We start from the raw sequence: 22771 nt of genomic DNA on the forward strand, positions 1-22771 counted from the left end.
AGCGCACATGGTGGGCCGTTCGAGCACTGCCGTGCCTTGTCGATGGGGAGACCGAGACTTACCGTGAATGAAGAAATACGCGGATCCTGCGTGCAACCGACGCGTCCACGTCGTCCGTCGACGTGCTTGTGCGTCATCGCGCGCGCGGAATAAGGAACACGTCATGTCACGAGAACCGATCGCGATCATCGGCATGGGGTGCAGGTTCGCGCAGGCGGACGGCATCGATGCTTACTGGCGGATTCTGACCGACGGCATCGACGTCGTCGGCCCACGACCGGAGGAACGCTCGGAGGCTGGGCAAGGAGCGTGGGATGGGTTGCCCCGAGAGGGGGGCTTCCTGCAGGGCATCGATCGCTTCGACGCGACGTTTTTCCAGCTCTCGCCCCGGGAAGCGTCGCAGCTCGATCCGCAGCACCGCCTCTTGCTCGAGGTCTGCTGGGAGACCTTCGAGCATGCCGGCGTCATCCCCGAGGCCCTCCACGATCGGCGGGTGGGCGTCTTCGTTGGCATGGCCAGCAACGACTACGAAGCCCTCCAGCAGCGCCGCGGCAAGCTCGACCCGCACGCCGTGAGGGGGGGCGCCCGCAGCGGGGCCTCTGGCTGCATCTCGCGTGCGTTCGGCCTCGAAGGTCCGAGCTTCACGGCCGACGCCGCCGGCGCCTCCTCGCTCCTCGGCGTCCACCTCGCCTGCCAGAGCCTCTGGGCTGGCGAGGTGTCTCTCGCGCTCGCGGCCGGGGCGAACCTGGTGCTCCTGCCCGAGCACAGCCTCGGAACGCTGCGTGCCGGCCTGCTGTCGCCCGAGGGTCGCTGCAAGTTCGCGGATGAAACTGCGGACGGCTACGCGCGCAGCGAGGGCATCGGCGCCGTCCTGCTCAAGCCGCTCTCGGCAGCGCAGCGAGACGGGGATCCGATCCACGCCGTCATCCTGGGCAGCGCCGTCGACCACGACGGCGGACGTGGCCACGGCCTCCACGCGACACCCAGCCAGGCGGCCCAGGAATCGCTGCTGCGCGCGGCATACGCGCATGCCGATGTCGCGCCCACGAGCGTGCGTTACATCGAGGCCTGTGGCGCTGGCGCGAGCGCCAGCGACGCGGTGGAACTCGGCGCGATCGCGGCCGTCCTCGGCCAGGGACGCGCAGCGGATGCGCCCGTGTACGTCGGCTCCGTGAAGAGCAACCTCGGGCACACGGAGGGCTGCGCGGGCCTCGCCGGACTGATCAAAGCGGCGCTGTGCCTCCAACACGGCACCATCCCGGAGAGCCTCCACGTCCAGCAGCCCACGTCGCAGGTCGCATGGGAGAAGGTGCCAGTGCGCGTGCCAGTGGTCTCGACACCGTGGCCCGAGCACGATGGCCCCGCACGAGCTGGCGTCAGCGCGTTCGGGCTCTCCGGCACCAAGGTGCACGTCGTGCTCGAAGCGGCTCCTGCGGCTGCCGCCACGGCGCATGCCCACGCCAGCACCGAGTCCGAGGCCAGCAGCCAGACCAAGGCCAGCACCGAGTCCGAGGCCGGCACCACGGTCGGGACCGAGCACCTCCTGACGTTCTCGGCGCGGTCGCCCGAGGCACTTCAGGCGCGCGTGGCCGCGTTCCACGAGTGGCTTCGCGCGCTGGAAAGGGAGGACGAGGAGCGCTTCCGGGACGTCTGCGCCACCGCGCTGTACCGCCGGACGCACCACGAGGAGCGCTTCTCGCTGGTCGCGCGCTCTGCCGCCGATGCCCGCGCGCAGCTCGGAGCGTATCTCGCGGCGGAGCGTCGCGTCAGCGTGGTCCGAAGGAAGGTCCTCCCTGTCGGAGCGCGGCGTGCCGTCTTCGTGTGTACGGGCAACGGCTCTCAGTGGGCGGGGATGGGCCGCGAACTCTTGCGCACCGAGCGGGTGTTCCGGGATGCGCTCGGGGCCTGCGACGAGGCGATGCGGCGCTACCTCGACGTCGGCTCGTTGCTGGAACTCATCGAGGCGGACGCCAAGGACCCGCGGCTCACACGCACGGACGTCATCCAGGCGATGATCTTCGCGCTCCAGGTCGCTGTGGCGCGGTGGTGGCACCACACGGGCGTCACCCCGGCCGCGGTGGTGGGCCACAGCATGGGCGAGGTCCCGGCCGCGCACATCGCCGGCGCGCTCGATCTCGACGACGCCGTGCGTGTCGTCTGTGAGAGCAACAAGCTCCTGATGCGCGCCGCGGGCAAGGGCGGGATGCTCGCCGTGGGGCTGTCTCCCGAGCAGGCCCAGGGACTGCTGCGCGGGCTGGAGGACCGGGTCTCGGTCGCGGTCATCAGCGCGCCGACTTCGATCGTGCTGTCGGGTGACCGAGCGACGCTCGACGCGCTCGCGACCGAGCTCCAGCAGCGCGAGGTGTTCTGCCGTGCCCTCGCGGTCGATGTGGCCTTCCACAGCCCCCACATGGCGCCGCTCCTCGACGAGTACCGCGTGGCGCTCGAAGGGCTGCGCCCGCGGTCGACCTCCATCCCCATGCTCTCGTCGGTCCACGGCGCCTGGATCGAAGGGGAGGACCTCGGTGCGGCGTACTGGTGCCGCGTCCTCGGCGAGCCCGTGCGGTTCGCAGGTGCGATGGAGACCCTCCTGAGCGACGGGCACGAGATGTTCGTCGAGATCAGCCCGCATCCCCTGATGACGGGCGCGATCCGGCAGTGCGGCGAGGCCCTCGGGCGCGCACCGACCGCGCTCGGCTCCCTCCAGCGCAACGCGGGCGAGCGGGCCAGCTTGCTCACCACGGCCGGGCACCTCCACGCTGCGGGCCTCTCGCTGGACTGGAGCGCGCTCACGCCTCCGCCCTCGCGCGTCGTGTCGCTCCCGCCGTACCCTTGGCAGCGCACACGCCACTGGTTCGAGCACGACGAAGCCCGTGCGCTCGTGGCGCAGCACGCCTCGCATCCGCTGGAGCCCTCCCTGACGCGAGAGCGCACCGAACGCTCCTCCGAGCAGGCCGCCACGGCAGACCCGCCGGCGCATCTTGAGCCGGAGATCCGCGCCGAACTCCTCTCCGCACCGCTCGAAGAACGTCGCGCCCGGGTGGAGGCGCTCCTGCAGAAGCAGCTCGCGCACGTGCTCGGCGTCGCCCCCGAGGCGATCGATCCCACGGTCCGGCTCTCCGACAAGGGCCTCGACTCGCTGATGGCCCTCGAACTGAGAAAAGCCATCGAGCGCGACGTCGGTCTCCTCGTGCCCATCGCGCGCCTGCTGCAAGGTCCGTCGGTCGTCACCCTCGCTGGCTGGGTGGTCGAGCACCTCGAATCCCCGGAGCACGCAGCGTCGTCCGCCGCGACGCCCGAGTCCGATCGGACCCTCGATCCAGACATCCAGCCGCCTTCTGGCGAAGCATCGAGCACGATGCGCGCTGTGCTCCTCACGGGGGCGACCGGCTTCCTGGGGCCGTTCTTGCTGCGGGAGTTGCTCGAACGCACGGACGCCACCGTCCACTGCCTCGTCCGCGCGCGGGACGAGCGAGGCGCCGCTGCCCGCCTCGAACAGGCGCTGCGGGAGCGCGACTGCTGGGACGAAGCCCTCTGGAAGCGCGTCGTGCCCGTGGTCGGTGATCTCGAAGCGCCGCGGCTGGGCATCGCGGACGCCTTGTACGCCCGCCTCGCCGGCGAGATCGACGCCATCGTGCACAACGGCGCCGCCGTGAACTTCCTCTACGGCTACACCGAGCTGCGCGCATCGAACGTGCTCGGCACCCGCGAGATCCTGCTGCTCGCGACCACCCAGCGCCTGAAGCGCGTGCACCACGTCTCCACGCTGGCGGTCTTCCCCATGCTGGGACACACCGAGACCATCGCCGAGGACGAGCCGCTCACGCGCCCCGCCGAGCGCAGCGTGAGTGGCTACGGCGAGAGCAAGCGGGTCGCCGAGCAGGTGATGGAGATCGCCCGCGCCCGCGGGATCCCGGTCACCATCTACCGGGCCGGCTTCGTCACGGGCGACAGCAGGACGGGCTACCTCAACGCCGACGACATCCTGTCTCGGTTCGCCCGGGCCTGCGTCGACCTCGGCGCCGTGCCCGCCTTGAACCGCAGCGTGCGCGTCACGCCCGCCGACTACGTGAGCGCCGCGCTCGTCCAGCTCGCGCGATCCCCCGCGTCGGTGAACCGCACGTACCACCTGCTCAACCCGGAGGCGTCCGCGTTCGACTGGGTGTGCGACAGCGTCCGCGCCCGAGGCTATCCGCTCGACGAGGTGTCCACCGACGAGTGGCTCCGCCGCGCCCTCGCCGACGCCAGAAGCCGCGCCGAGAGCCCTGCCGCCCCGCTGAGGACCGTGCTCGCCCTGCTGAGCGGCGCGCTGATCGACGCCAGCCGCGTGGTCTTCGACACGCGAGACGCCGTGCATGCCCTCGCCGACACGGGCGTCCGCTGCCCGCCCATCGATGTCGCCCTGATCGACAGGTACGTGGACTTCGCCGTGCGCACGGGCGTGCTGCCCCCGCCATCCAGCCCCGCGCGCAGCGTGCGCGTCAGCAAGGACACGCGCCCACCGCAGGCTTCCACCAAGAGCGTGGCCACGATCGTGTGAACCTGAGCAGACGCTCCGGGAGCCCACCACGAGCCCCCGGAGCGCTTCGCCCCGTCGGGACGAAGCCTGTTCAGTTCCCTGCCGAGACCGCGCCGCGAGGTCTCGACGCGCATCCCTGGCCATCCACCGCGAGACCGTGACGAGGCGACGGACCTCCGTGGCTTCGTGAATCCGTTTCGCGTCACGAAGTCCGGCTTCCCGTCGAAGCGAAATGCTCTCGTGCGGGCGTGGTGCGCTCTGCTGCCGTCACGAAGATCCTTCACGTCCTCACGAGCTGGCTCCGCGTCGCACGAAACGACTTCGTGTCTTCAGGAAGATCTTTCACGTCCTCATGAACCAGCTTCGCGTCGCATGAAACGACTTCGTGCCTTCACGGAGATCTTTCACGTCCTCATGAACCGACTTCGCGTCGCATGAACCAGCTTCGTGTCTTCACGGAGATCTTTCATGTCCTCACGAGCCGACTTCGCGTCGCATGAACCAACTTCCTGTCTTCACGAAGATCCTTCACGTCCTCACGAACCAGCTTCGCGTCGCACGAAGCGACTTCGTGTCTTCACGGAGATCTTTCACGTCTTCACGAATCAACTTCGCGTCGCACGAAACGACTTCGTGTCTTCAGGAAGATCTTTCTCGTCCTCACGAAGGACCCTTCCTGACTTCACGAAGGACCCTTCGTGACCTCGCGAAGATCTTTCTCGTCCTCACGAAGATCCTTCACGTCTTCATGAAGGACCCTTCGTGTCCTCACGAAGCTCTTTCACGTCCTCACGAAGGAACCTTCACGACCTCACGAAGATCCTTTGCGTCCACGTGGGATCCCCGCTGGACCTCATCCAACGTGATTTCAATTAGTTACGCGCGGACCACCCTCTCGCGACGCAGTCCACCCCACAGACCTTCGTGCGACTTCACAGCCCCTCTCACGACCGAGCTCTCTTCTATCGCAGCTCCCGGTCTCGGCTCTCGAAGCGCGGGCGACATGAGCCCGCCGCGCCCGACGCAACCCAGCGTGGTTCAGCCGCGGCGCGCCTCAGTACACCCACCGGCCGTACACCGCGAAGGGCCGCTCTGCATGCACCTCTCGCGGGTCCGAAGACACGACCGGCTTCGGTGACAGGGACCGGGTGGAGGGTCTCTCCTCCCGCGCTCGCGTCCGTTTCCTGCGACCCCCGCCGATGTCATCGGCAAGGTCGGCGACCAACTCGCGCACCTGGTTGATGACGATCCAGAACGCCGTCGAAGCGAGCTTCCCATAAACGGGCCAGCGGGCCGAAGAGCGCTCGAAATGGCGGACGATGCCTTCATGAGCATCCCCCAGCTCCTCGTCCTGAAGCTCGCTCGCGACGAGCACGGCGAGCACGCTGAAGACGAGGGCGACGTGCGGCATGGTGCGTTCGGCAGCCCGCGCGTGCGCCCGAGGCAGCGCAGCGAGCCAGTCCGGAGGGCCGTCCTCGTCGAGGAGGGTGTCGTTCGACGATCGCTCGGAGAGCGTCGGCGCCTCACGGTCCAGTCGATCGTCGTCGGATTCCCCGGCGCTCATCGCGTGGTCTCCGGCGAAGGCCAGAAGAGCAGCAACACGGTGTCACGGTGCTCCATGGCAAGCTGTGCTCCCAGCGGCGTGAGCCGGTACATGATGCGCGGTCTGCCGCCGCGTTCCTTCAACCTCGGCGCTTCGTAGCTCTCGACGAATCCTTCACGGTTCAGGTCGCGCAAGGTTGGATAGATGCTGCCCTGACCCAGCACGAGCCGCCCTTCCGTCTGCTGTTTCACGCGCTCGATCAGATCGAGGCCGTATCCAGGGCCTCGCAGGAGCGCTTGGAGGAGGGCGGCTTTCGCGTTGATGGGCGCGTCCATGGCGAGCTTTCCTGCAACGAGGATACAGCGGACAGCGGCGTCACGGGAGACGCTGCTTCCAGCATGGCCTTCATCCTTTCGCGGTGGCCTTCCAGGCAGTGCGCATTTCACAGAGCGCGAGCGCAACGACGAAACCGACCAGAAAGATTGCGAGATCATGCATGTGCTCACCTCACCTCGGTGAAGACGACAGCAGCCTTCGCCGCGCTGGGACGCTGCCCGGCGGGACCGACTGTCGAGAGAACACGGTCATACCGCGCTGGAAAAACCGTTCAATTTTTCTCAAATCCCGAGGTTGAGATTCATCGCCGAGGCGCTGGCGTCAGCGGAAGATCGCGCCGTCCGTTGCTTCCAGGAGGATCTTCGCCAGCGGGCGGCTCGCGGGAGGGTCACCGAAGGCCGACAGGGGCGCCGTGCAGTCGACGGGGCGGCGCAGGGAGCAGAGGCGATCGGCAAGGTGGTTCCAGCGGCCGAGGGGAGAGTCGTCCTTCACGTGGCCGCGGATGTGGATGTACCGGAGTGCGGCAGGGCGGCGGGCGTCGAGCAGCGCGTGCGCTTCGGCGACCAGCGTCTGTAGATCCGGGTGGTTCACGTTGTACCAGCCGAGCACGTAGTAGATGCTCCACAGGAAGTCGGCGACGATCACGGCGCGCTCTCCGGGGACCAGGGCCTCCAGGGCGAGGAGGAGGGCGCTCACCTCGGCGCCCACGTTCTTCATGCCGCGGCGGCCTTCGCGCGCGATGAGGCGCGGGTCCTCACCGGGGCGGATGACGACGAGGCCGTGCCAGCCGCTGCCGCTGCCGTCGACGAACATCCAGGTGTCGTCGGAGTCGATGCTGCGATCGGGCTTGAAGTGGAGCGCGCGCTTGCGCTGCCCGGCCTCACGATCGTACGTCGACTGGGCGGTGGTCTCCACGCGCACGGCGGATGCCCAGGGGAGCAACAGCGTCATGCTGCGGGGGTAACGAGGTCCGTGACGGGGGACAAGAAGGCTGCGCAGGCCCCCCGGGCGCCTCGGTCCCGGTGTCACGGTTTCACGCGGGATCTGCGCCATGCTACGGCCGCAGTCGGGTGGCGGTCGAGAGCAGCAACCGGGGCGTGACGAGAGCGTGCGTGTGAGCAGGGTCGCTCGGTACAAGATCGGTTACGTGGTCGCGCTGTGCGTCGTGGCAGCGCTGGCCTTCGGTGTCGTCCACGCGCTGGGGCGTGAGCCCGAGGTCCTGCTCGCGGTGGGTGTCGCGCTGCTCGTGCCCGGGCGCGTGCAGGGGGTGGTGTTCCGCGCGCTGTTCCAGGGGCGTCGGGCGTTCGCCACAGGGCACGCGGAGGTGGCGCTGAAGCACTTCGAGCGGTTCCTCGGGCAGCTCCGCGCGGCACCGTGGCGCAAGCGGATGCTCTGGCTCTCGTGGTCCGTCTACACGCCGGATGCGGAGGCGATGGCCCTCAACAATGTGGGGTCGACGCTCATGGTCCTCGGGAAGTTCGATGAAGCAGCGCGGGTCTTCGAGGAGGCGCTCGCGGTGGACCCGCTCTACCCGCTGCCGCACTTCAACATGGCCATCGTGGAGCAGGTCCGCGGCAACAGCGCCGCCGCAGCGCGGTTGGCAGGCGAATCTGCAAGGCTGGGGTACGCGCACAGCACGCTGGATGTGGTGATCCACCGTGCGCAGGCGTTGCTGGCGACCGTGGAGGGACGTCGCGCGGGAGAGGCCTGAGGGCGGAGCAGGGAGGGGGCTGACGTGAGAACGTCGAGAGGACTACGAGGGCGGGGAGCCGAAGGGCAGGATCGGCCCCGCTGGCGGGCCAAGGAACGGCATCGGCGCGAGCGCGTGCGGCGCGAGGCCGTCGATGCCGGAGGGATGCTCGAAGCGTGGATCGCGGCACAAGGTCTTCCGCATGCGCGCGTGGAGACGCTGGAGGCGCTCGATCCGAGGGCGTACTTGCAGGAGACGGCGCAGCTCGATCTCACGCTCACGGCGGCGGAGCGGCTGCGGCGCCTCGCCGTGGCGCTGGAGGGTCGCCTGAGCGAGGCAGAGCAGCCACGCGGGTGGCTCTCACTGGAGCGGCTGTACGCAGTGGCGCAAGCGTTGGATCCGAAGGACGCGGAGGTCGAGATCTCGCGCGCGTTCACGGCAGAGCGGTGTGCGTCGCTCGTGGAGGATCGGCCGGAGGTGCGACGCCGGATGCTCGGTGTGGGCCGAGCCGCGGCGCTCCGGGCGATCGCGCTGCGACCACGAGATGCCGAGGCGCGCGTCGCGCTCGGGATGCTCGCCTATTCGTTTCGCGATGGCTCGATCGAGGAGGCGCTGCGCTGGTTCGAGGAGGCCCTTTCGCTTTCGCCAGCTCTCGGCTGGGCGCGGTTGTACCGGGCCCACTGTCTGCACGATCTGAAGCGGTGGGGAGAAGCGGCGCAGGCGTACGAGGAGGTGAACCCGGCGTTCCTCGTGGGCAACCTGGCGTGGCGGCTCGATCTGCTGCATGAGCAGCGTGCGTGGTGTTTGCTCCAGGCGGGAGATCGCGCAGGTGCAGTCAGCGGGTTCCTGGAGGTGCTCCGGCGGTACGAGCGAGAGCCGGCGCTGGCAGAGCATCAGCTCTTGAAGGAGCTGACGGCGGCCGCAGAAGGGCCGTTGCAGGAGGAGCTGCAAGAGCGCTTTGAACATCTGCAGCGAGCGCTCGGGTGCAGCGTCGATCGTGAAGGGCTCGAGGATGTGTCGCAGGAGGAGCCTGCAGTCTCCTCACCGCACGCAGGCGGCAGCAGCGCGGACTGAGCCGGGAACGCGGAACGCACCCCGTCACCGGCCGCTCGGTCCAGGCTTGCTTGGATTGCAGGCTGTGGCGCGTGGCGCTCGGCGGCGTTGGCACTGGCGTTGCCCACCTGGAGGATCGTCACGGTCCGATTTCATCGCGAGGCGCCGAGCGCGCAGCCCGAACGAAGCAACCAGCGACGTCGGCTCCGGGCCGCCGGAGGGAGCCGGCAAAGCGCCCATGAAGAAGAGGAGTTACCGATGAACGGAGCAGGCAAAGCCACCATGGATCACGAGGTCATTCGACAGTGGGTGGAGCAGCGCGGAGGAACGCCTTCGCACGTCAAGGGCCGAGGTACGGCTTCGGACGCCGGGATCCTGCGCATCGACTTCCCAGGGTACAGCGGCGAAGACACACTCGAAGCGATCTCGTGGGAGCAGTGGTTCAAAACCTTCGACGAGAGCAACCTCGCGTTCCTCTTTCAGGAGCGAACTGCGGATGGGCAGGAGAGCCGCTTCAACAAGCTGATCAACCGCGACAACCTCGCGCCGAGTGTCGAGCTGGTGAAGCGTAGCGAGCCTGAAGAGCGCTCGGGCTCGTCCCGCGAGCGGCAGAGCGCCCGCGCAGAGCACGACACGCATGGGCCGCGAGGGGGTCACATCGAGGTCGAGATCTCTCCCGAGCTGAGCGACATCATCAGCGGTGAGCGCGCTGGTGAAGGCGAGGAGCGGGACACGTCTGGCCCGGTGGCCGCAAACGATCAGCAGAAGCGCCGAGCAAGCTAGCCAGGACACGCGTCACCCCGCCTGAGGCCACCTCGCGCTGGCGAGGACTCCGACCGAGCTGGCTGCGGCAAGCCAGGGTCGAGCGCGTCAGCCTCCCCTCCCACGAGCGCAACGCCATTCCCACGAGCGCAGCGCTGCGCGCGTTCTCGATGGCGTCCTCCTCGACGTCGTGCCAGCTCGTCCGGAACGTCGGGTCGCAGGCTGCATCTGGCGCGTCGAGTCACAGACGGCACGCATCGCTGGATGACTTCGTGTTGAAAGCCATTATCATCTTGCTGCCTTTTGTCCCTGCCTCCACGCGACCAAGGATTGTTGATGTCTTCTGTCCTCGACTCGAAGCGCTCTCCTCAGGATCTCAGCCAGCTCGCGCCCGGTGAAGCGGCCACGGTTCGTCGTATCCGTGGCGAGCGTCGCACCGTGGTGCGGCTGCTGGAGATGGGGTTGGTCGCCGGGACGCGGGTCGAGGTGAAGCGGAAGGCGCCGCTCGGTGATCCGCTGGAGCTGCGGGTGCGGGGGTATGCGCTGAGCATTCGCCGTGTCGAGGCGGCGGGTGTGGAGGTCGGTGACGTGGCGCCTGCACACGACGGGTCGGCGACGGCGCGGTCGGCAGGCGGGCTCGGGGCAGAAGGCGCAGGGGCGCCCGTCTCCGAGGGGACGTCGTGACCGAGAAGTCACTGGTCGTTCTCGTCGCGGGAAATCCGAACGCAGGCAAGACGTCGCTCTTCAACCGGCTCACGGGGTCGCGGGCGAAGGTCGGGAACTACCCGGGCGTCACCGTGGATCGTCGCTCGGGTGTGCTCGCGGCGGAGGGAGCGCCGAAGATCGAGCTGGTCGATCTGCCAGGCACCTACAGCCTGACGGCGCGCTCGGCGGAGGAGAGCGTCGCGGTGGACGCCTTGCTCGGTCGAAGCGGTCCGCTGCCGGATGCGGTGATCGTGGTGGCCGACGCGACGGCGCTGCGTCGCGGGTTGTACCTGGCCACGCAGGTGATCGATTCGGGCCGGCCGACGGTGCTGGCGCTGAACATGATGGACGAGGCGCGCGCGGCCGGGCACGCGATCGATGTGGCGCGGCTGGGCGAGGCGCTGGGTTGCGAGGTCGTCGAGACGGTCGCGACGAAGAACCAGGGCGTGGCGGAGCTGGCCAAGGCGGCGCAGCACGCCGTGGCGGCAGGGAAGTCAGGGGAGGGACAGGCGCCGGTCGGCGAGGGCGAGGGCACCGAGGAGCACGACGGCGCGAGCGAGCGCGTCGCGACCGAGGAGCAAGACCCCTCGGGTGAGCGCATGGCGCCCGAGGAGCACGATCGTTCGGGTGAACGCGTGGTCGCCAAGGGCCACGACCGCTCCGGCGAGCGCGTGGCCGCAGGGGCGCACGAACGCTCCGGCGAGTACGCGGTGTCCCGGGACCGCCGTGGTGCAGACGAGTCAGCGTCGACGACGGCACCTCGCTCGGTGCGGAAAGGGATGCCGGAGGCGCTCGCGCGGAGCTTGCGGCACGTGGAAGAGGCGGTGCGCGCGGCGAAGCTCACGGAGGATCCGGAGATCGCGTGGTCGCTCGCAATGTGGGCGCTGCTGTCGCTCGGCGACGATGAGCTGGAGGTTCCAGCCAGCCTGCGGGCCGCGGTGAAGGCGGCGCACGAGGAGGCGCACGAGGACGGGCGGAACCTCGACGAGGAGCTGGTCGGATGGCGTTACGGGCGGGTCGACGCGGCGCTGGAGGGAGCGCTGACGGAGGCGCGCTACACGGGCGAGAGTACGTCGAGCCGGGTGGACTCGGTGCTGGTGCACCCGGTGTGGGGACTCGCCGTGTTCGCCGTGGTGATGCTGTTCGTCTTCCAGATGCTGTTCGCCTGGTCGGAGCCGCTCGTGGCGCTGATCGAGGGGCTGGTCGGGACGACGCAGGACGCGGTACGCGGCGCGCTGCCCGAGGGGGCGCTCCGGGATCTGGTGGTCGATGGTGTGATCGCGGGCGTGGGCAACGTGGTGGTGTTCGTGCCGCAGATCGCGCTCCTGTTCGCGTTCATCACGGTGCTGGAGGACTCGGGCTACCTGGCGCGGGTGGCGTTCGTGATCGATCGGGTGATGGCGTCGGTGGGTCTGCACGGGCGCGCGTTCGTGCCGATGCTGTCGGGCTTCGCGTGCGCGATCCCGGCGGTGCTCGCGACGCGGACCCTGGAGAGCCGGCGGGATCGGTTGATCACGATGCTGGTGGTGCCGCTGGCGTCGTGCAGCGCGCGGCTCCCGGTGTACGTGCTGGTGACGGCGGTGATCTTCGATCCGGACACGAAGGTGTTCGGGGTGCTCAGCGTGGGCGCGGTGGTGCTGCTCTCGATGTACGCGCTGAGCGTCGTCGCGTCGCTGGGGGCCGCGGCCGTGCTGCGGCGGACGGTGCTGAAGGGACCGCGGCAGCCGCTGGTGCTCGAGCTGCCGCCTTACCGTCTGCCGGGTGTGCGGAACGTGGCGCAGGCGACCTGGTTCCGCGTGCGCGACTTCCTGATGGCGGCGGGGACGGTGATCCTGGCGCTGTCGATCGTGATCTGGGGGCTCCTGTCGTACCCGAAGGACGGCGAGGCCGAGGCGCGGTGGGAGGCGCGGCGGGCCGAGATCACCGAGACGGTGCCCGAGGGAGAGGCGCGCGAGGAGGCGCTGTCCGCGGCGGAGCAGGCGCAGGCGGGCGAGGCGTTGCGGCACTCGGCCGGTGGGCGGCTGGGTCACGCGATCGAGCCGGCGATCGAGCCGCTCGGCTTCGACTGGCGGCTGGGGGTGGGCATCATCGGGGCGTTCGCGGCGCGCGAGGTGTTCGTGTCGACGCTGGGGATCGTCTTCGACGTGGGCTCGGCCGATGAGGAGAGTCAGCCGCTGCGGGAGGCGCTGCGCGAGGCGAAGCGTCCGGACGGGACGAAGTTGATGACGCCGCTCGTGGGGGTGTCGTTGATGGTCTTCTTCGTGCTCGCGTGTCAGTGCATGAGCACCATCGCGGTGGTGCGGCGGGAGGCAGGCTCGTGGAAGTGGGCCGGGTTGATGGTCGGGTACATGACGGTGCTGGCGTACGTGGCGTCGCTGGCGGTGTACCAGGTGGGCCGGCTGCTCGGGCTGGGGGTGACGTGACGCCATCCAGGGACGACGTCACGGGGCCCGGGCAGGCCGTGAGGCGCACCGGGGCCCTCGTGACGTTCCAGGGAGGCACATGAACTGGCAGGACGGGGTGGCGCTCGCGGTGTGTGCGGTGGCGCTCGGGTGGCTCGTGCTGCGGTTGATCGTGTTGCAAGGGCCGCCCGCGGCGAAGCCGGATGTGACGCGGGCAGCGCTGGTGAAGAAGGCGCGGGCGCTGAAGAAGCAGCAGGGAAAGTCTTCGGGGTCATGCCACTGAGGCGCGCGCTGCTGGTAAAGGTGTTCGTCTGACGCGGATCCTGCCTTTCTTCTTGCTGATCGCCGCCGGGGCGGTGATCGCGCGGACGCGGCTCTTGCCTCGCGAGGGGGTGAAGGGGCTGTCCGTGTACGTGCTGTGGCTGGGGTTCCCGGCGCTGCTGATCCGGTCGCTCGGGACGGCGCCGCCCCCCGAGCCGGCGATGGCGCGCGGGCTGGTGGCGTACGGGGTGTCGGCGGTGCTGCTGCTGGGGGTCGCGCTCGCTGTGGGGCGGTTCGCACGGTGGTCGGGCGGGACGAGCTCGGGCGCAGGGATGGCCGGGGTGGTGGGGAACACGGCGTTCCTGGGGGCGCCGCTGGCGGTGTCGGTGTTCGGGCCGTCGGTGAGCGGGCTGGCCGCGGGCGTGATCGCGGTGGACTTCGTGGTGATCATGGCGTTCGCGATGGGGGCGATGCAGGCGACGACGGGGGCCGGGAGCGTTCGGCTCGCGCTGGGGCGTACGTTCCTGAACCCAGTGGTGGCGGCAGCGATCCTGGGGGCGGTGCTGTCGTTCACGGGGGTGCAGCTTCCAGTGCCGCTGGCCCGAGGGCTCGACATGATGGCAGCGAGCGCGAGCCCGGTGGGGCTGGTGGCGCTGGGCGCGGTGATCGGGCTGGAGGCGAAGCGGCCGACACGAGGCGAGCTGGGGCCGATCGGGCTGGCGCTCGGGCTGAAGCTCGTGGCGATGCCCGCGCTGGTCTGGGTCGCGGTGACGCTGGCCGGAGCGCCGCCTGCGTTTCGGGCGATCGCGGTGCTGCTGGCGGGCTGCCCCACGGCGGTGAACGTGTTCATTCAGGCGGGCGCCTACAGCGATTTCGGGCGGGGCGCGGCGCAGGTGGTGGTGCTGGGGACGCTGGTGAGCGCAGCGACGCTGCCGCTCATCGCAGCGGCGGTGGCGGAGTAGGCGTTCTCTGTTGCCACGCGCCATCGTTGGCAGGGACCATTCCAGCACCGACACAGGGGCCGACGCTGGCGCCGACGCCGACGCCGACACGGGAGCCGACGTGAACGTGGGTTGAAACGCCGGGGAAGTCCTCCGAAAGGGGGCCGCCGCGATACCGGGAGTCGGTCGAGGAGGATGGTTCGATGGAGGGGTTGAAGAAGCACGGACCCTGGATCCTCGTGGGCATCCTGGGGGCCCTGAGCCTGGGCGTCGTCGCGGTGAAGCGTGGCGAGCCGGTGAACGCGCTGTGGATCGTAGTGGCCGCGATCTCGGTGTACCTGGTGGCGTACCGCTACTACAGCCTGTACATCGCGCGGCATGTGATGCGTCTGGACCCGGAACGTCCGACGCCCGCGGTGCGGCACAACGACGGGCTCGATTACGTGCCGACGAACCGTTTCGTGCTGTTCGGGCATCACTTCGCGGCGATCGCGGGGGCGGGGCCGCTGGTGGGGCCGGTGCTGGCGGCGCAGATGGGCTACCTGCCAGGGACGCTGTGGATCCTGGCCGGGGTGGTGATCGCAGGCGCGGTGCAGGACTTCATGGTGCTGTTCGTGTCCATGCGGCGCGACGGGCGGTCGCTGGGGGAGCTGATCCGGTCCGAGCTGGGGCCGGTGCCAGGGGTGATCGCGCTCTTCGGGACGTTCATGATCATGGTGATCATCCTGGCGGTGCTCGCGCTGATCGTGGTGAAGGCGCTCGTCGGGAGCCCGTGGGGGACGTTCACCGTGGCGGCGACGATCCCGATCGCGATCTTGATGGGGCTCTACACGCGGTACGTGCGGCCAGGGCACGTGGGCGAGGTTTCGGTCTTCGGGTTCGTGCTGCTGATGCTGGCCATCGTGTCGGGTCAGCACGTGGCGGAGTCGGCGTCGCTGGGGCCGATGTTCACGTTCACCGGGACGCAGCTCTGCTGGCTCTTGATCGGATACGGGGCGGTGGCGTCGGTGCTGCCGGTGTGGCTGCTGCTGGCGCCGCGCGACTACCTGTCGACGTTCCTGAAGATCGGGACGATCGTGTGCCTGGCGGTGGGGATCGTGGTGGTGGCGCCGACGCTGCAGATGCCAGCCATCTCGCGGTTCGCGGATGGGTCGGGGCCGGTCTGGTCGGGGTCGCTATTCCCGTTCCTGTTCATCACCATCGCGTGCGGGGCGGTGTCGGGGTTCCACGCGCTGATCTCGTCGGGGACGACGCCGAAGCTGATCGAGAACGAGGTGCACGCGCGGTTCATCGGCTACGGCGGGATGCTGATGGAGTCGTTCGTGGCGATCATGGCGCTGGTAGCGGCGTCGATCCTGGAGCCTGGGATCTACTTCGCGATGAACAGCCCCGGCGCGGTGGTGGGGGTGACGGCGGAGAGCGCGTCGCTGGCGGTGACGCAGATGGGCTTCCCGGTGGCGCCGGAGGTGATCGCACAGACGGCGAGCGACGTGGGAGAGACGACGATCGTGTCGCGCGCCGGCGGGGCGCCGACGCTGGCGGTGGGGATGGCGCACATCTTCTCCAGCGTGATCGGCGGCAAGGCACTGATGGCGTTCTGGTACCACTTCGCGATCCTGTTCGAGGCGCTGTTCATCCTGACGGCGGTCGACGCGGGGACGCGGGCCGGCCGGTTCATGCTGCAGGACCTGATCGGGATGTTCGCGCCGCGGTTCCGGGAGACGTCGTCGCTCGTGCCGAGCCTGGTCTCGACGGGGCTGTGCGTCTCGGCGTGGGGGTTCTTTCTGTACCAGGGGGTGACGGATCCGCTGGGCGGGGTGAACACGCTGTGGCCGCTGTTCGGGATCTCGAACCAGATGCTGGCGGCGGTGGCGCTGGTGCTGGGCACGGTGGTGATCTTCAAGATGAAGCGGGAGCGCTACGCGTGGGTGACGGTGGTGCCGGCGCTGTGGCTGATCGCGTGCACGACGACGGCAGGGCTGCAGAAGATCTTCTCGTCGGATCCGCGGGTGGGGTTCCTGGCGCACGCAGGGCGCTTCTCGGAGGCGCTGGGTCGAGGGGTGGTGCTGGCGCCAGCGAAGAGCCTGGAGGAGATGCAGCAGGTGATCTGGAACGATCGGGTGGACGCCGCGCTGGCCGCGCTGTTCGTGCTGGTGGTGGTGAGCATCGTGGGCTTCGGGATCCGGTCGTGCATGAAGGCGTACAAGGCGCAGCGGTGGACGGCGCTGGAGGTGCCGCCCACCGCGGTGGTGGCGGAGTGATGGAGGGGTCGATGGGGGCGATGGCGAAGCGATGGGTGGAGCGGCTGGGGGCGCTGGGGGTGGGCCTGCGCGACATGGCGCGGCTGATGGTCGGGTTGCCGAGCTACGAGGCGTACGTGAAGCACGCGCAGGCGGCGCATCCGGAGCGGACGCCGATGACGTACGCGGAGTTCTTCCGGGAGCGGCAAGAGGCGCGCTACGGGGGGCGGGGGAAGGGGGGGTTCCGCTGCTGCTGAGGATCAGGAAGGGAGCGGTCCGGCGGTGCGACCGCTCACGGGGGAGCCGCGACGGCGGTGACCAGGCCAGGGAGGCGGGATAGCGTCGTTCGATGCAAGCCGAGACGGCGCTGGGGGGCGCGGGGGACCAGGAGCGAGGAGCGGGGAAGGCCGAGGGAGCGCCAGCTGAAGGCGCGTCAGCTGAGGGTGCGCAGGGAGAGGGCGTGCAGGGAGAGGGTGCGCCAGCGGAGGGGGGCGCGGGCGCACGTCCAGTGAGCGCGGGAGAGCGGCTCACGCTCCTCGATACGCTGCGGGGGTTCGCGCTGGGTGGGGTGTTCCTGTCGAACCTCTATGTGTGGCACAGCGGGCGCGCGTTCTTGCCGCCGGAGCGCATCAAGGAGCTGAGCGCGGACCCGGTGAACATGGCGATCGGCATGGTGCTGGGGTTCACCTTGTTCAACAAGGCGATGACCGTGTTCACCTTCCTGTTCGGCCTGGGGTTCATGATCCAGGTGGAGCGGGCCGAGGCGCGTGGCGAGGCGGCTGGGCGCTGGTACACGCGGCGACTCCTGGTGCTGCTCGGGATCGCGGCGTGCCATCTGTCGTTCCTCTGGTACGGCGACATCCTGAGCACGTACGCGCTGGTCGGGTTCGGGCTGCTGCTCTTTCGTCGCGCCTCGGCGAAGGCGCTGCTCGGGTGGGGGGTGGGTCTCCTTCTGGTCTCCGAGGTGGCCGCCGATTTCGTGCGCACCTGGCTGCCTCCTCTCCTGAACTCACCGGAGGAACTCGCGGAGGTGAAGAAGGCCCAGGAGGCGTGGAACGCGCAGCTCTTCGCGGATCTCACGAGCAGCTCGTACGCCACCCTGGTGGCGGCGAACGTGAAGGCGTGGTGGTGGATGCTCACGCGCCCCGGCATCTTGATCGCGAATGCGGGCGTGCTGGGGAAGTTCTTGATCGGGGCCTACTTCGGACGTCGACGGCTGTTCCACGATGTGACGCAGCACCGGCAGCTGTTCCGGCGCATGCTCGGCTGGGGGTTGCTGGCGGGGAGCATCGGCGGGGGCGTGGGGCTCTGGCTCCGGTACGCGCACCTGCACGACAAGATCGGGCCGGACAGCCTGCTGCCGAAGATCGTGAGCTTCCCAGCGCGGGAGCTGGGGACGCTGGGGATGGCGGCGTTCTACATCGCCGCGGTGGCGCTGCTCTACCAGGGTGTCCAGTGGCGGCGTGTGCTGTCGTGGATCGCGCCGGCAGGGCAGATGGCGCTCACGAACTACCTGAGCCAGAGCGCGCTCGCGCTGATGATCTTCACCGGGGTGGGGTTCGGGCTGCTGGGGCAGCTCAACTCGCTGGGATGTGTGGTGCTGGTCGCGGTGCTGTTCACGGGGCAGGTGATCGTGAGTCGGCTGTGGCTCACCCATTTCCGCTTCGGTCCCGCCGAGTGGGTGTGGCGTTCGTTGACCTACGGCAAGGCGCAGCCGATGCGCCGGAACAGGGCGACGGCGACGGGAGGTGTCACGGGGGTGGCGGTCGAAGAGACGGGGCGCTCGGAGGGATAGGCAACGCGTCGAGGATGCCACCGGATTCCTGGACGGGTTCCGGGGCATCCGGGCGTTCGACGTCGAGCGAGAGAGCCACGTCTCCGCAGGCATCGCCGTCGGTGTACGCGCGCTTCCTGGGACGCAGTTTCGCGGGCGGAGACAGTTTGTGCCGTGGGCTGGCGGCCCCGGGGGACTTCATTTATGAACCGAGCCGTGGGATTGCCCTCTCGAGAGCACGATGGCGCAATGCTCGCATCCTGGCGTTCACGCCCCGTGGTGCGCGCGCTCGTCGCCTCGGCGATCGGACTGCTGGCCCTGATGCCGACCGTGGGGGGTGGCCCCCCTGCCCTGGCCAAGGAGAAGGGCGGAGGTCAGGGGACGTTCGAGCACGGCTGCCGTGTGCAGAAGCCACAGGCTTTCTTGCAGCGGAAGTCGTTCGTGATCGGGGGAATGCTGGACGGGACGAAGCAGACGAAGGCCGTGCGCTACCTGAGCGAGCACTACGGCTACGTCGACGAGAAGCTCACCGCAGCGTGGAGCTCGGAGAGCGCCCTGGGTCAGGCCAAGTCGGTGCGGTTCATGGGGTTGCCCATCTCCGTGCATGCGCGGATCGCGCCCGCGCTCTCCTGCGTGGAGAAGCGCATTCAGCAGACCTGCCGTGGGAAATCGGCCTACACGCCGCGGGCCATCGGTGGGTTCAGGGGGGCGAACACGTACCGGGGTGGCGAGGTGTCGAACCACCTGTTCGGAATCGCCATCGACATCGATCCGGACCGCAATCCCTGCTGCGGCTGCGTGGATCCGTGGCCGAGTCATCCACTGTGCAAGCTCAAGGTGCGCAACGCGCAGGAGCGGATGGCGATGCCGTCGTGCTGGGTCAAGGCGTTCGAGCGCTTCGGGTTCTACTGGCTCGGAGACGATACGCTCGAGGATACGATGCACTTCGAGTTCCTCGGCGATCCCGACAAGATCACCCGGACGTCGAAGAAGCACGGGGCCGAGAAGGCGGGGGCGAAGGGGTCCGAGAAGGCGTCCGGGGAGAAGGGGGGGGCCAAGAAGGGGAGCGAGAAGCCCTCCAGCAAGAAGGCAATGGACAAGAAGGCGACGGACAAGGCGGGGGCCAAGAAGGGGGCTTCGAAGAAGGTTCCCACGACGAAGAAGGCGCCCGCCGTGAAGAAGAGCCCCGCCCCGACGCCGCTGGAGGCGCAACCCTCGGAGGAGCGAGGGGCCGAGGAGCCGGCAGGCGAGGCTCTGTCCGGCGAGAATCCGTAGGAACATCAGGCGACTCGAGCCGCCTTCGCGCGTCCCCGAGGGAGCTTTCGCTTTGGGTCAGCGCGCTGGCCCGCTACCCTCCAGGCCATGAGGGTCTGGACTGATGGAACCACTCACCTCGTCGTAAGCGCGCGTGGCCTGGACATTCACCGCGCCGGGCAGACCACGGCGCGTCGAGAGTTGCAGGGAAGCCCGTCCGGGGGGTGGCCTTCGCGGCACGTGCTGGCGGTGACGTCACGCGAGCCGCTGCGGGCCTGGGTGGGTCAAGGAGCCGCGGTGCGGCGCGTGGCGCAAGGTGAGGAGTGGCAGGTGGGTCGACCCGTGCCGGCGTATGTGCTGGATGCGGTGGGGCTGAGCGATGGGCGGGTGCTGGCCTGCATCGGGCCGGCGCGGGCACCGGAAGAGGGGCCGCCACGGCGGGCACGCCTGATGGTGCTGGACGAGGAGGTGCAGGACCTCGATGGCGTCGAGGAGATCGCAATCCCTGCAGCGACGCGCATCCGGTGGCCGGGCGGCATCTGGGCCGAGGGCGAGGTGCCCTGGCCCGAGGAAGAGGACGACGAGGAGGACGACGAGCCGACGCTGCTCGACGCGCTGGCCGTGGCGTGTCCTCTGCGGGACGGGGCGGCATCGTACGATCCCGTGACCTGCACGCTGAACGAGCACGGTGTGGCGCTGGCCGGCGCGTACGCTGGGCTCGTGGTGGCCCTGCCAGCAGGAGGGGGGTCGCCCGACTTCGCGCTCCGGGTGCCCACGCAGCGTGACAACACGGAGATCCACGCGGCGCGGACGCCCGCCGGGGTGGTGGTGGTGATCTGCGTGGAACGGCAGGAGTCGGCGATCCTTCACCTCGCCCCCGATGGGCGGGTGCTCGCGCACCGGGACAAGGCCGGCAAAGACACGCTGATCGGGCTGGGGCCGCCCGTGGTCCAGGGAGACCGGGTGCTGGTCTACGAGGCCGGGGGTGGGGTCGGTGGGGAGCGGCTGCACGAGCTTTCGCTGGCCGATCTAAAGATCACGAAGTCGGTGGAGGGCGCCGGGAAGCAGCGGGGAGAGCTCTCCGTGGCGAGCGGCGCGGGGGGAGCGCCGGTGGTGCTCGGGCTCGGTGAGACGGCGAGTATCGTGGAGCGGGGAGGTCGGGGTCGGGTGATGATCAAGGCGCTGGAGCCGCCGCCGCCGCCGCCGCCCAAGCCCTTGCCCAGAACGGGTCCCGCGCGCGCCGCAGGGCCGCCCTCGCTGGCGCTCGCAGGTCCTGGAGAGCCGCGGACCTGGGTGGTGCCCGCAGGCGAGACGCTGCGGCTGAAGATCCCGTTCACGAACCACGGGGGGCCAGGAAAAGGGCTGGCCATCGAGGTGAGTGGCCCAGGCCTGATGGCAGGGCTCGTGAAGCCCGAGCGGGCCACGGTGGGCGAGGTGGAGATGCCCCTCGAGGTGCGTGGGTCCATGGCGCGTCTGGAGCTGCCGGATTTCGCGATCCTCCCGGGGCTGCTGGAGCGGGGGCCGAAGAACAGTCCGCTTCCGGATCCTGCGGCCCAGCAGCTCCGGCTGGAGCTGCTGGGGGCGAAGGCCGGAACGGGGGTGCTCACCGTGCGGCTCATTCCCCTCGGGACGCCAGCAGGGCGAGGGTCGGTGCTCCAGGGCAAGAGCCTGACGGTGACCGGCTGAATACCTGATGGTGACCGGCTGAGTGTCTGACGGTGACCGGCTGAGCGTCTGATGGTGCTCGGCCGGCGTCTGACGGGATTGGCCGGCGTCTGATGGGGATTGGCCGAAGGAGGGAGGAAACCTCCGTCCCTTCACTTGGCGAGATAGTCTCGCGTGATGGCCTTGGGCTTCGCGAGAGGAGCCGCTGGCGCGGGGGGGGCGAGCACGGTCGATCCGTAGCCTTCGTCCGAGACCTGGTAGCTGTTGAGGTGACCGGCTCGGGTGGGTTCTGACCTGGCTTCGGCCGCGGCGACATTGTGGATGAAGCGCTCCACGGCTTCCTCGTTGGTCTGGCCGGAGGCCACGGGCCGCTTCTCGGCTCGGGCTTCCTGAGCCGCCGTGAGCGCGTCCTGTGCAGCCGTGCCGATGAGGGCGTCCTCGAACAAGAGGAAGAGCTTGCGGTTCATGAAGAAGCGCACGCCGCGGACCTGGCCGTCGACCGCATAGGCAAAGCCGACCACGTCTTCCACGGCCTCGACCTGACGGAGCCAGGCGGAGGCGGAGGCGGCGAGGGTCTGGCGTTCACGCGCCACGTCGCCGTGCTCGACGGCAGCGACGAGGGTCTCCGAGGGGGTCTGGGTCTGGTGCGCGCGGTTGACCTCGCCGACCTTGGACCAGACCTCTCCTTGGTCGCGCTTGTACTGGCCCGCCTCGCGGACTTTGGACGAGGCGAGCATCTTCATCGTGCTGAACTTGCCTTCGGTCGACTCGCCACTGCGGATGCCCGTCCAGCGACCGCGCTCGACGCAGAAGGCGTCGACGGGAGCCTGGGTGCGCGCAGCGACCAGGAAGTCCTGTCCGATCTGTCGGTCTTGCTTGCCCCCCTTCACGATGGTCCCCGCGAGGACGAGGATGGGGAGGTCGCCGTTGTTCTCGATGATGAGGGTGTTGACCTGAGCGCCGTCGCCCGAGACGTTGCCGTAGTGTCGGTGGTGGTGCCGAGGTCGCTGGGTCTGGGTCTGGGATGCGCGGGCCTGCACCGGCAGCGGGATCGGGTCGTTCTGGGGTGGCTCTGCCTGCTGTTCGGCATGGGGCGCGGTGTCGGCCGCTGGTTCCAGCTCTCGAACCACGGCCGTGCCTTTCTCCAGCGCTTCGTCGAGCGTGGTGAACTCACCGATGTCCTCCTGGGTGCTGGCGCGGATGGGAAACACCGCCAGGTTCCCGAAGACCTTGGGGGAGCCGACCGTGTGGCCGTCGTCGATGGGTCGGCCCGGGATCTTCTTGGGCGTGGCGAGGCCCGCGACACGCTGGGGATCTGGAGCCTTCGGGTCTCCACGCGAAGCCGCCGGCTCCTTCGACGAGGAGTCCGACGGGGCATTGCTCGCGGCAGTCACGGCCACGCTGCCCAGGCCCGTGTCGCCCGAACCCGTCTGAAGGGCTTTCCTGGAGCAGCCCATGAGCAAGGCCAGGGTGAACCAGAACGCGAGCACACCCCTCCCCGTCCGGTGAAGCCCGCCACACCAGTCACGTCTCCACATGTTCCACCTCGCCCGCCTTGAAACGGACGTGGGAGGAAAATGATCTGTGCCGCGGTGCCTTTCTGAAAACGACACCGCTGCGAGCGAG

17 protein-coding genes are annotated in these 22771 nt (G+C 69.2%); 13 read left to right on the forward strand and 4 right to left on the reverse strand.

Translation table 11 applies throughout. From position 1 onward, the window contains the following. Positions 1–163 precede the first annotated feature (163 nt). The gene (locus tag CMC5_RS36635) at positions 164–4540 is read left to right on the forward strand and encodes a type I polyketide synthase (RefSeq protein ID WP_050434746.1); all 4377 of its coding nucleotides are present in this window, start codon (positions 164–166) and stop codon (positions 4538–4540) included. 1033 nt (positions 4541–5573) lie between these two features. Here CMC5_RS36635 and CMC5_RS36640 read toward each other — a convergent pair. From CMC5_RS36640 to CMC5_RS36650, 3 genes are all read right to left on the reverse strand, one after another. After that, on the reverse strand, positions 5574–6083 hold the full coding sequence (locus tag CMC5_RS36640) for a hypothetical protein (RefSeq protein WP_050434747.1): 510 nt from the start codon (positions 6081–6083) through the stop codon (positions 5574–5576). Further along, a complete protein-coding gene (locus CMC5_RS36645) occupies positions 6080–6397 on the reverse strand; it encodes a PadR family transcriptional regulator (RefSeq protein WP_050434748.1) in 318 nt (105 codons plus the stop codon). Before CMC5_RS36645 ends, CMC5_RS36640 begins: the two co-directional genes overlap by 4 nt. A gap of 322 nt (positions 6398–6719) precedes the next feature. Next, on the reverse strand, positions 6720–7349 hold the full coding sequence (locus CMC5_RS36650) for a hypothetical protein (protein WP_050434749.1): 630 nt from the start codon (positions 7347–7349) through the stop codon (positions 6720–6722). Positions 7350–7512: 163 nt separating this feature from the next. Here CMC5_RS36650 and CMC5_RS36655 point away from each other — a divergent pair, with 163 nt between their 5' ends. From CMC5_RS36655 to CMC5_RS36710, 12 genes are all read left to right on the forward strand, one after another. Next, on the forward strand, positions 7513–8109 hold the full coding sequence (locus CMC5_RS36655; protein WP_050434750.1) for a tetratricopeptide repeat protein: 597 nt from the start codon (positions 7513–7515) through the stop codon (positions 8107–8109). 24 nt (positions 8110–8133) lie between these two features. Beyond that, positions 8134–9162 (forward strand): tetratricopeptide repeat protein, encoded by a 1029-nt coding sequence (locus tag CMC5_RS36660; protein ID WP_156339132.1) that lies wholly within the window; start codon positions 8134–8136, stop codon positions 9160–9162. Between the two features lie 237 nt (positions 9163–9399). Then, positions 9400–9924, forward strand: coding sequence for a hypothetical protein (locus CMC5_RS47105; RefSeq protein ID WP_063796413.1), 525 nt, complete (start codon positions 9400–9402; stop codon positions 9922–9924). 315 nt (positions 9925–10239) lie between these two features. Then, positions 10240–10587, forward strand: a complete 348-nt coding sequence (locus CMC5_RS36670; RefSeq protein ID WP_063796414.1) for a FeoA family protein — start codon at positions 10240–10242, stop codon at positions 10585–10587. Then, positions 10584–13031: a ferrous iron transport protein B gene (feoB, locus tag CMC5_RS36675; protein WP_050434752.1), complete on the forward strand. Its 2448-nt coding sequence runs from the start codon at positions 10584–10586 to the stop codon at positions 13029–13031. Before CMC5_RS36670 ends, feoB begins: the two co-directional genes overlap by 4 nt. A 79-nt stretch (positions 13032–13110) precedes the next feature. Continuing rightward, complete coding sequence (locus tag CMC5_RS36680) at positions 13111–13293, forward strand: hypothetical protein (protein ID WP_050434753.1); 183 nt, start codon at positions 13111–13113, stop codon at positions 13291–13293. 40 nt (positions 13294–13333) lie between these two features. Further along, positions 13334–14233, forward strand: a complete 900-nt coding sequence (locus tag CMC5_RS36685; RefSeq protein WP_342673974.1) for an AEC family transporter — start codon at positions 13334–13336, stop codon at positions 14231–14233. 182 nt (positions 14234–14415) lie between these two features. Then, the gene (locus CMC5_RS36690; protein WP_050434755.1) at positions 14416–16473 is read left to right on the forward strand and encodes a carbon starvation CstA family protein; all 2058 of its coding nucleotides are present in this window, start codon (positions 14416–14418) and stop codon (positions 16471–16473) included. A 20-nt stretch (positions 16474–16493) separates the two neighbouring features. After that, positions 16494–16709 carry a CstA-like transporter-associated (seleno)protein gene (locus CMC5_RS36695; RefSeq protein ID WP_169796768.1) on the forward strand — a complete coding sequence of 72 codons (216 nt, stop codon included), beginning with the start codon at positions 16494–16496 and terminating at the stop codon, positions 16707–16709. A gap of 92 nt (positions 16710–16801) precedes the next feature. Further along, positions 16802–18247, forward strand: a complete 1446-nt coding sequence (locus tag CMC5_RS36700; RefSeq protein ID WP_050434757.1) for a DUF418 domain-containing protein — start codon at positions 16802–16804, stop codon at positions 18245–18247. Positions 18248–18475: 228 nt separating this feature from the next. Next, the gene (locus tag CMC5_RS36705; RefSeq protein WP_063796416.1) at positions 18476–19501 is read left to right on the forward strand and encodes a M15 family metallopeptidase; all 1026 of its coding nucleotides are present in this window, start codon (positions 18476–18478) and stop codon (positions 19499–19501) included. A 228-nt stretch (positions 19502–19729) separates the two neighbouring features. Continuing rightward, positions 19730–21166, forward strand: a complete 1437-nt coding sequence (locus CMC5_RS36710) for a metallophosphoesterase family protein (protein ID WP_156339133.1) — start codon at positions 19730–19732, stop codon at positions 21164–21166. A gap of 131 nt (positions 21167–21297) precedes the next feature. Here the strand turns inward: CMC5_RS36710 and CMC5_RS36715 are convergent, their stop codons facing one another. Continuing rightward, a complete protein-coding gene (locus CMC5_RS36715) occupies positions 21298–22635 on the reverse strand; it encodes an ARPP-1 family domain-containing protein (protein ID WP_050434759.1) in 1338 nt (445 codons plus the stop codon). Positions 22636–22771: the final 136 nt, after the last annotated feature.

Origin of the sequence: Chondromyces crocatus, from assembly GCF_001189295.1 — a bacterium.
In the GTDB taxonomy this organism is placed as follows: Bacteria; Myxococcota_A; Polyangia; order Polyangiales; family Polyangiaceae; genus Chondromyces; species Chondromyces crocatus.

Coding starts and splice junctions, on each gene's coding strand:
- CMC5_RS36670 (WP_063796414.1), top strand. CDS start 10,240: ATGTCTTCTGTCCTCGACTCGAAGCGCTCTCCTCAGGATCTCAGCCAG.
- CMC5_RS36635 (WP_050434746.1), top strand. CDS start 164: ATGTCACGAGAACCGATCGCGATCATCGGCATGGGGTGCAGGTTCGCG.
- CMC5_RS36695 (WP_169796768.1), top strand. CDS start 16,494: ATGGCGAAGCGATGGGTGGAGCGGCTGGGGGCGCTGGGGGTGGGCCTG.
- CMC5_RS36700 (WP_050434757.1), top strand. CDS start 16,802: ATGCAAGCCGAGACGGCGCTGGGGGGCGCGGGGGACCAGGAGCGAGGA.
- CMC5_RS36680 (WP_050434753.1), top strand. CDS start 13,111: ATGAACTGGCAGGACGGGGTGGCGCTCGCGGTGTGTGCGGTGGCGCTC.
- CMC5_RS36705 (WP_063796416.1), top strand. CDS start 18,476: ATGCTCGCATCCTGGCGTTCACGCCCCGTGGTGCGCGCGCTCGTCGCC.
- CMC5_RS47105 (WP_063796413.1), top strand. CDS start 9,400: ATGAACGGAGCAGGCAAAGCCACCATGGATCACGAGGTCATTCGACAG.
- CMC5_RS36645 (WP_050434748.1), bottom strand. CDS start 6,397: ATGGACGCGCCCATCAACGCGAAAGCCGCCCTCCTCCAAGCGCTCCTG.
- CMC5_RS36690 (WP_050434755.1), top strand. CDS start 14,416: ATGGAGGGGTTGAAGAAGCACGGACCCTGGATCCTCGTGGGCATCCTG.
- CMC5_RS36650 (WP_050434749.1), bottom strand. CDS start 7,349: ATGACGCTGTTGCTCCCCTGGGCATCCGCCGTGCGCGTGGAGACCACC.
- CMC5_RS36640 (WP_050434747.1), bottom strand. CDS start 6,083: ATGAGCGCCGGGGAATCCGACGACGATCGACTGGACCGTGAGGCGCCG.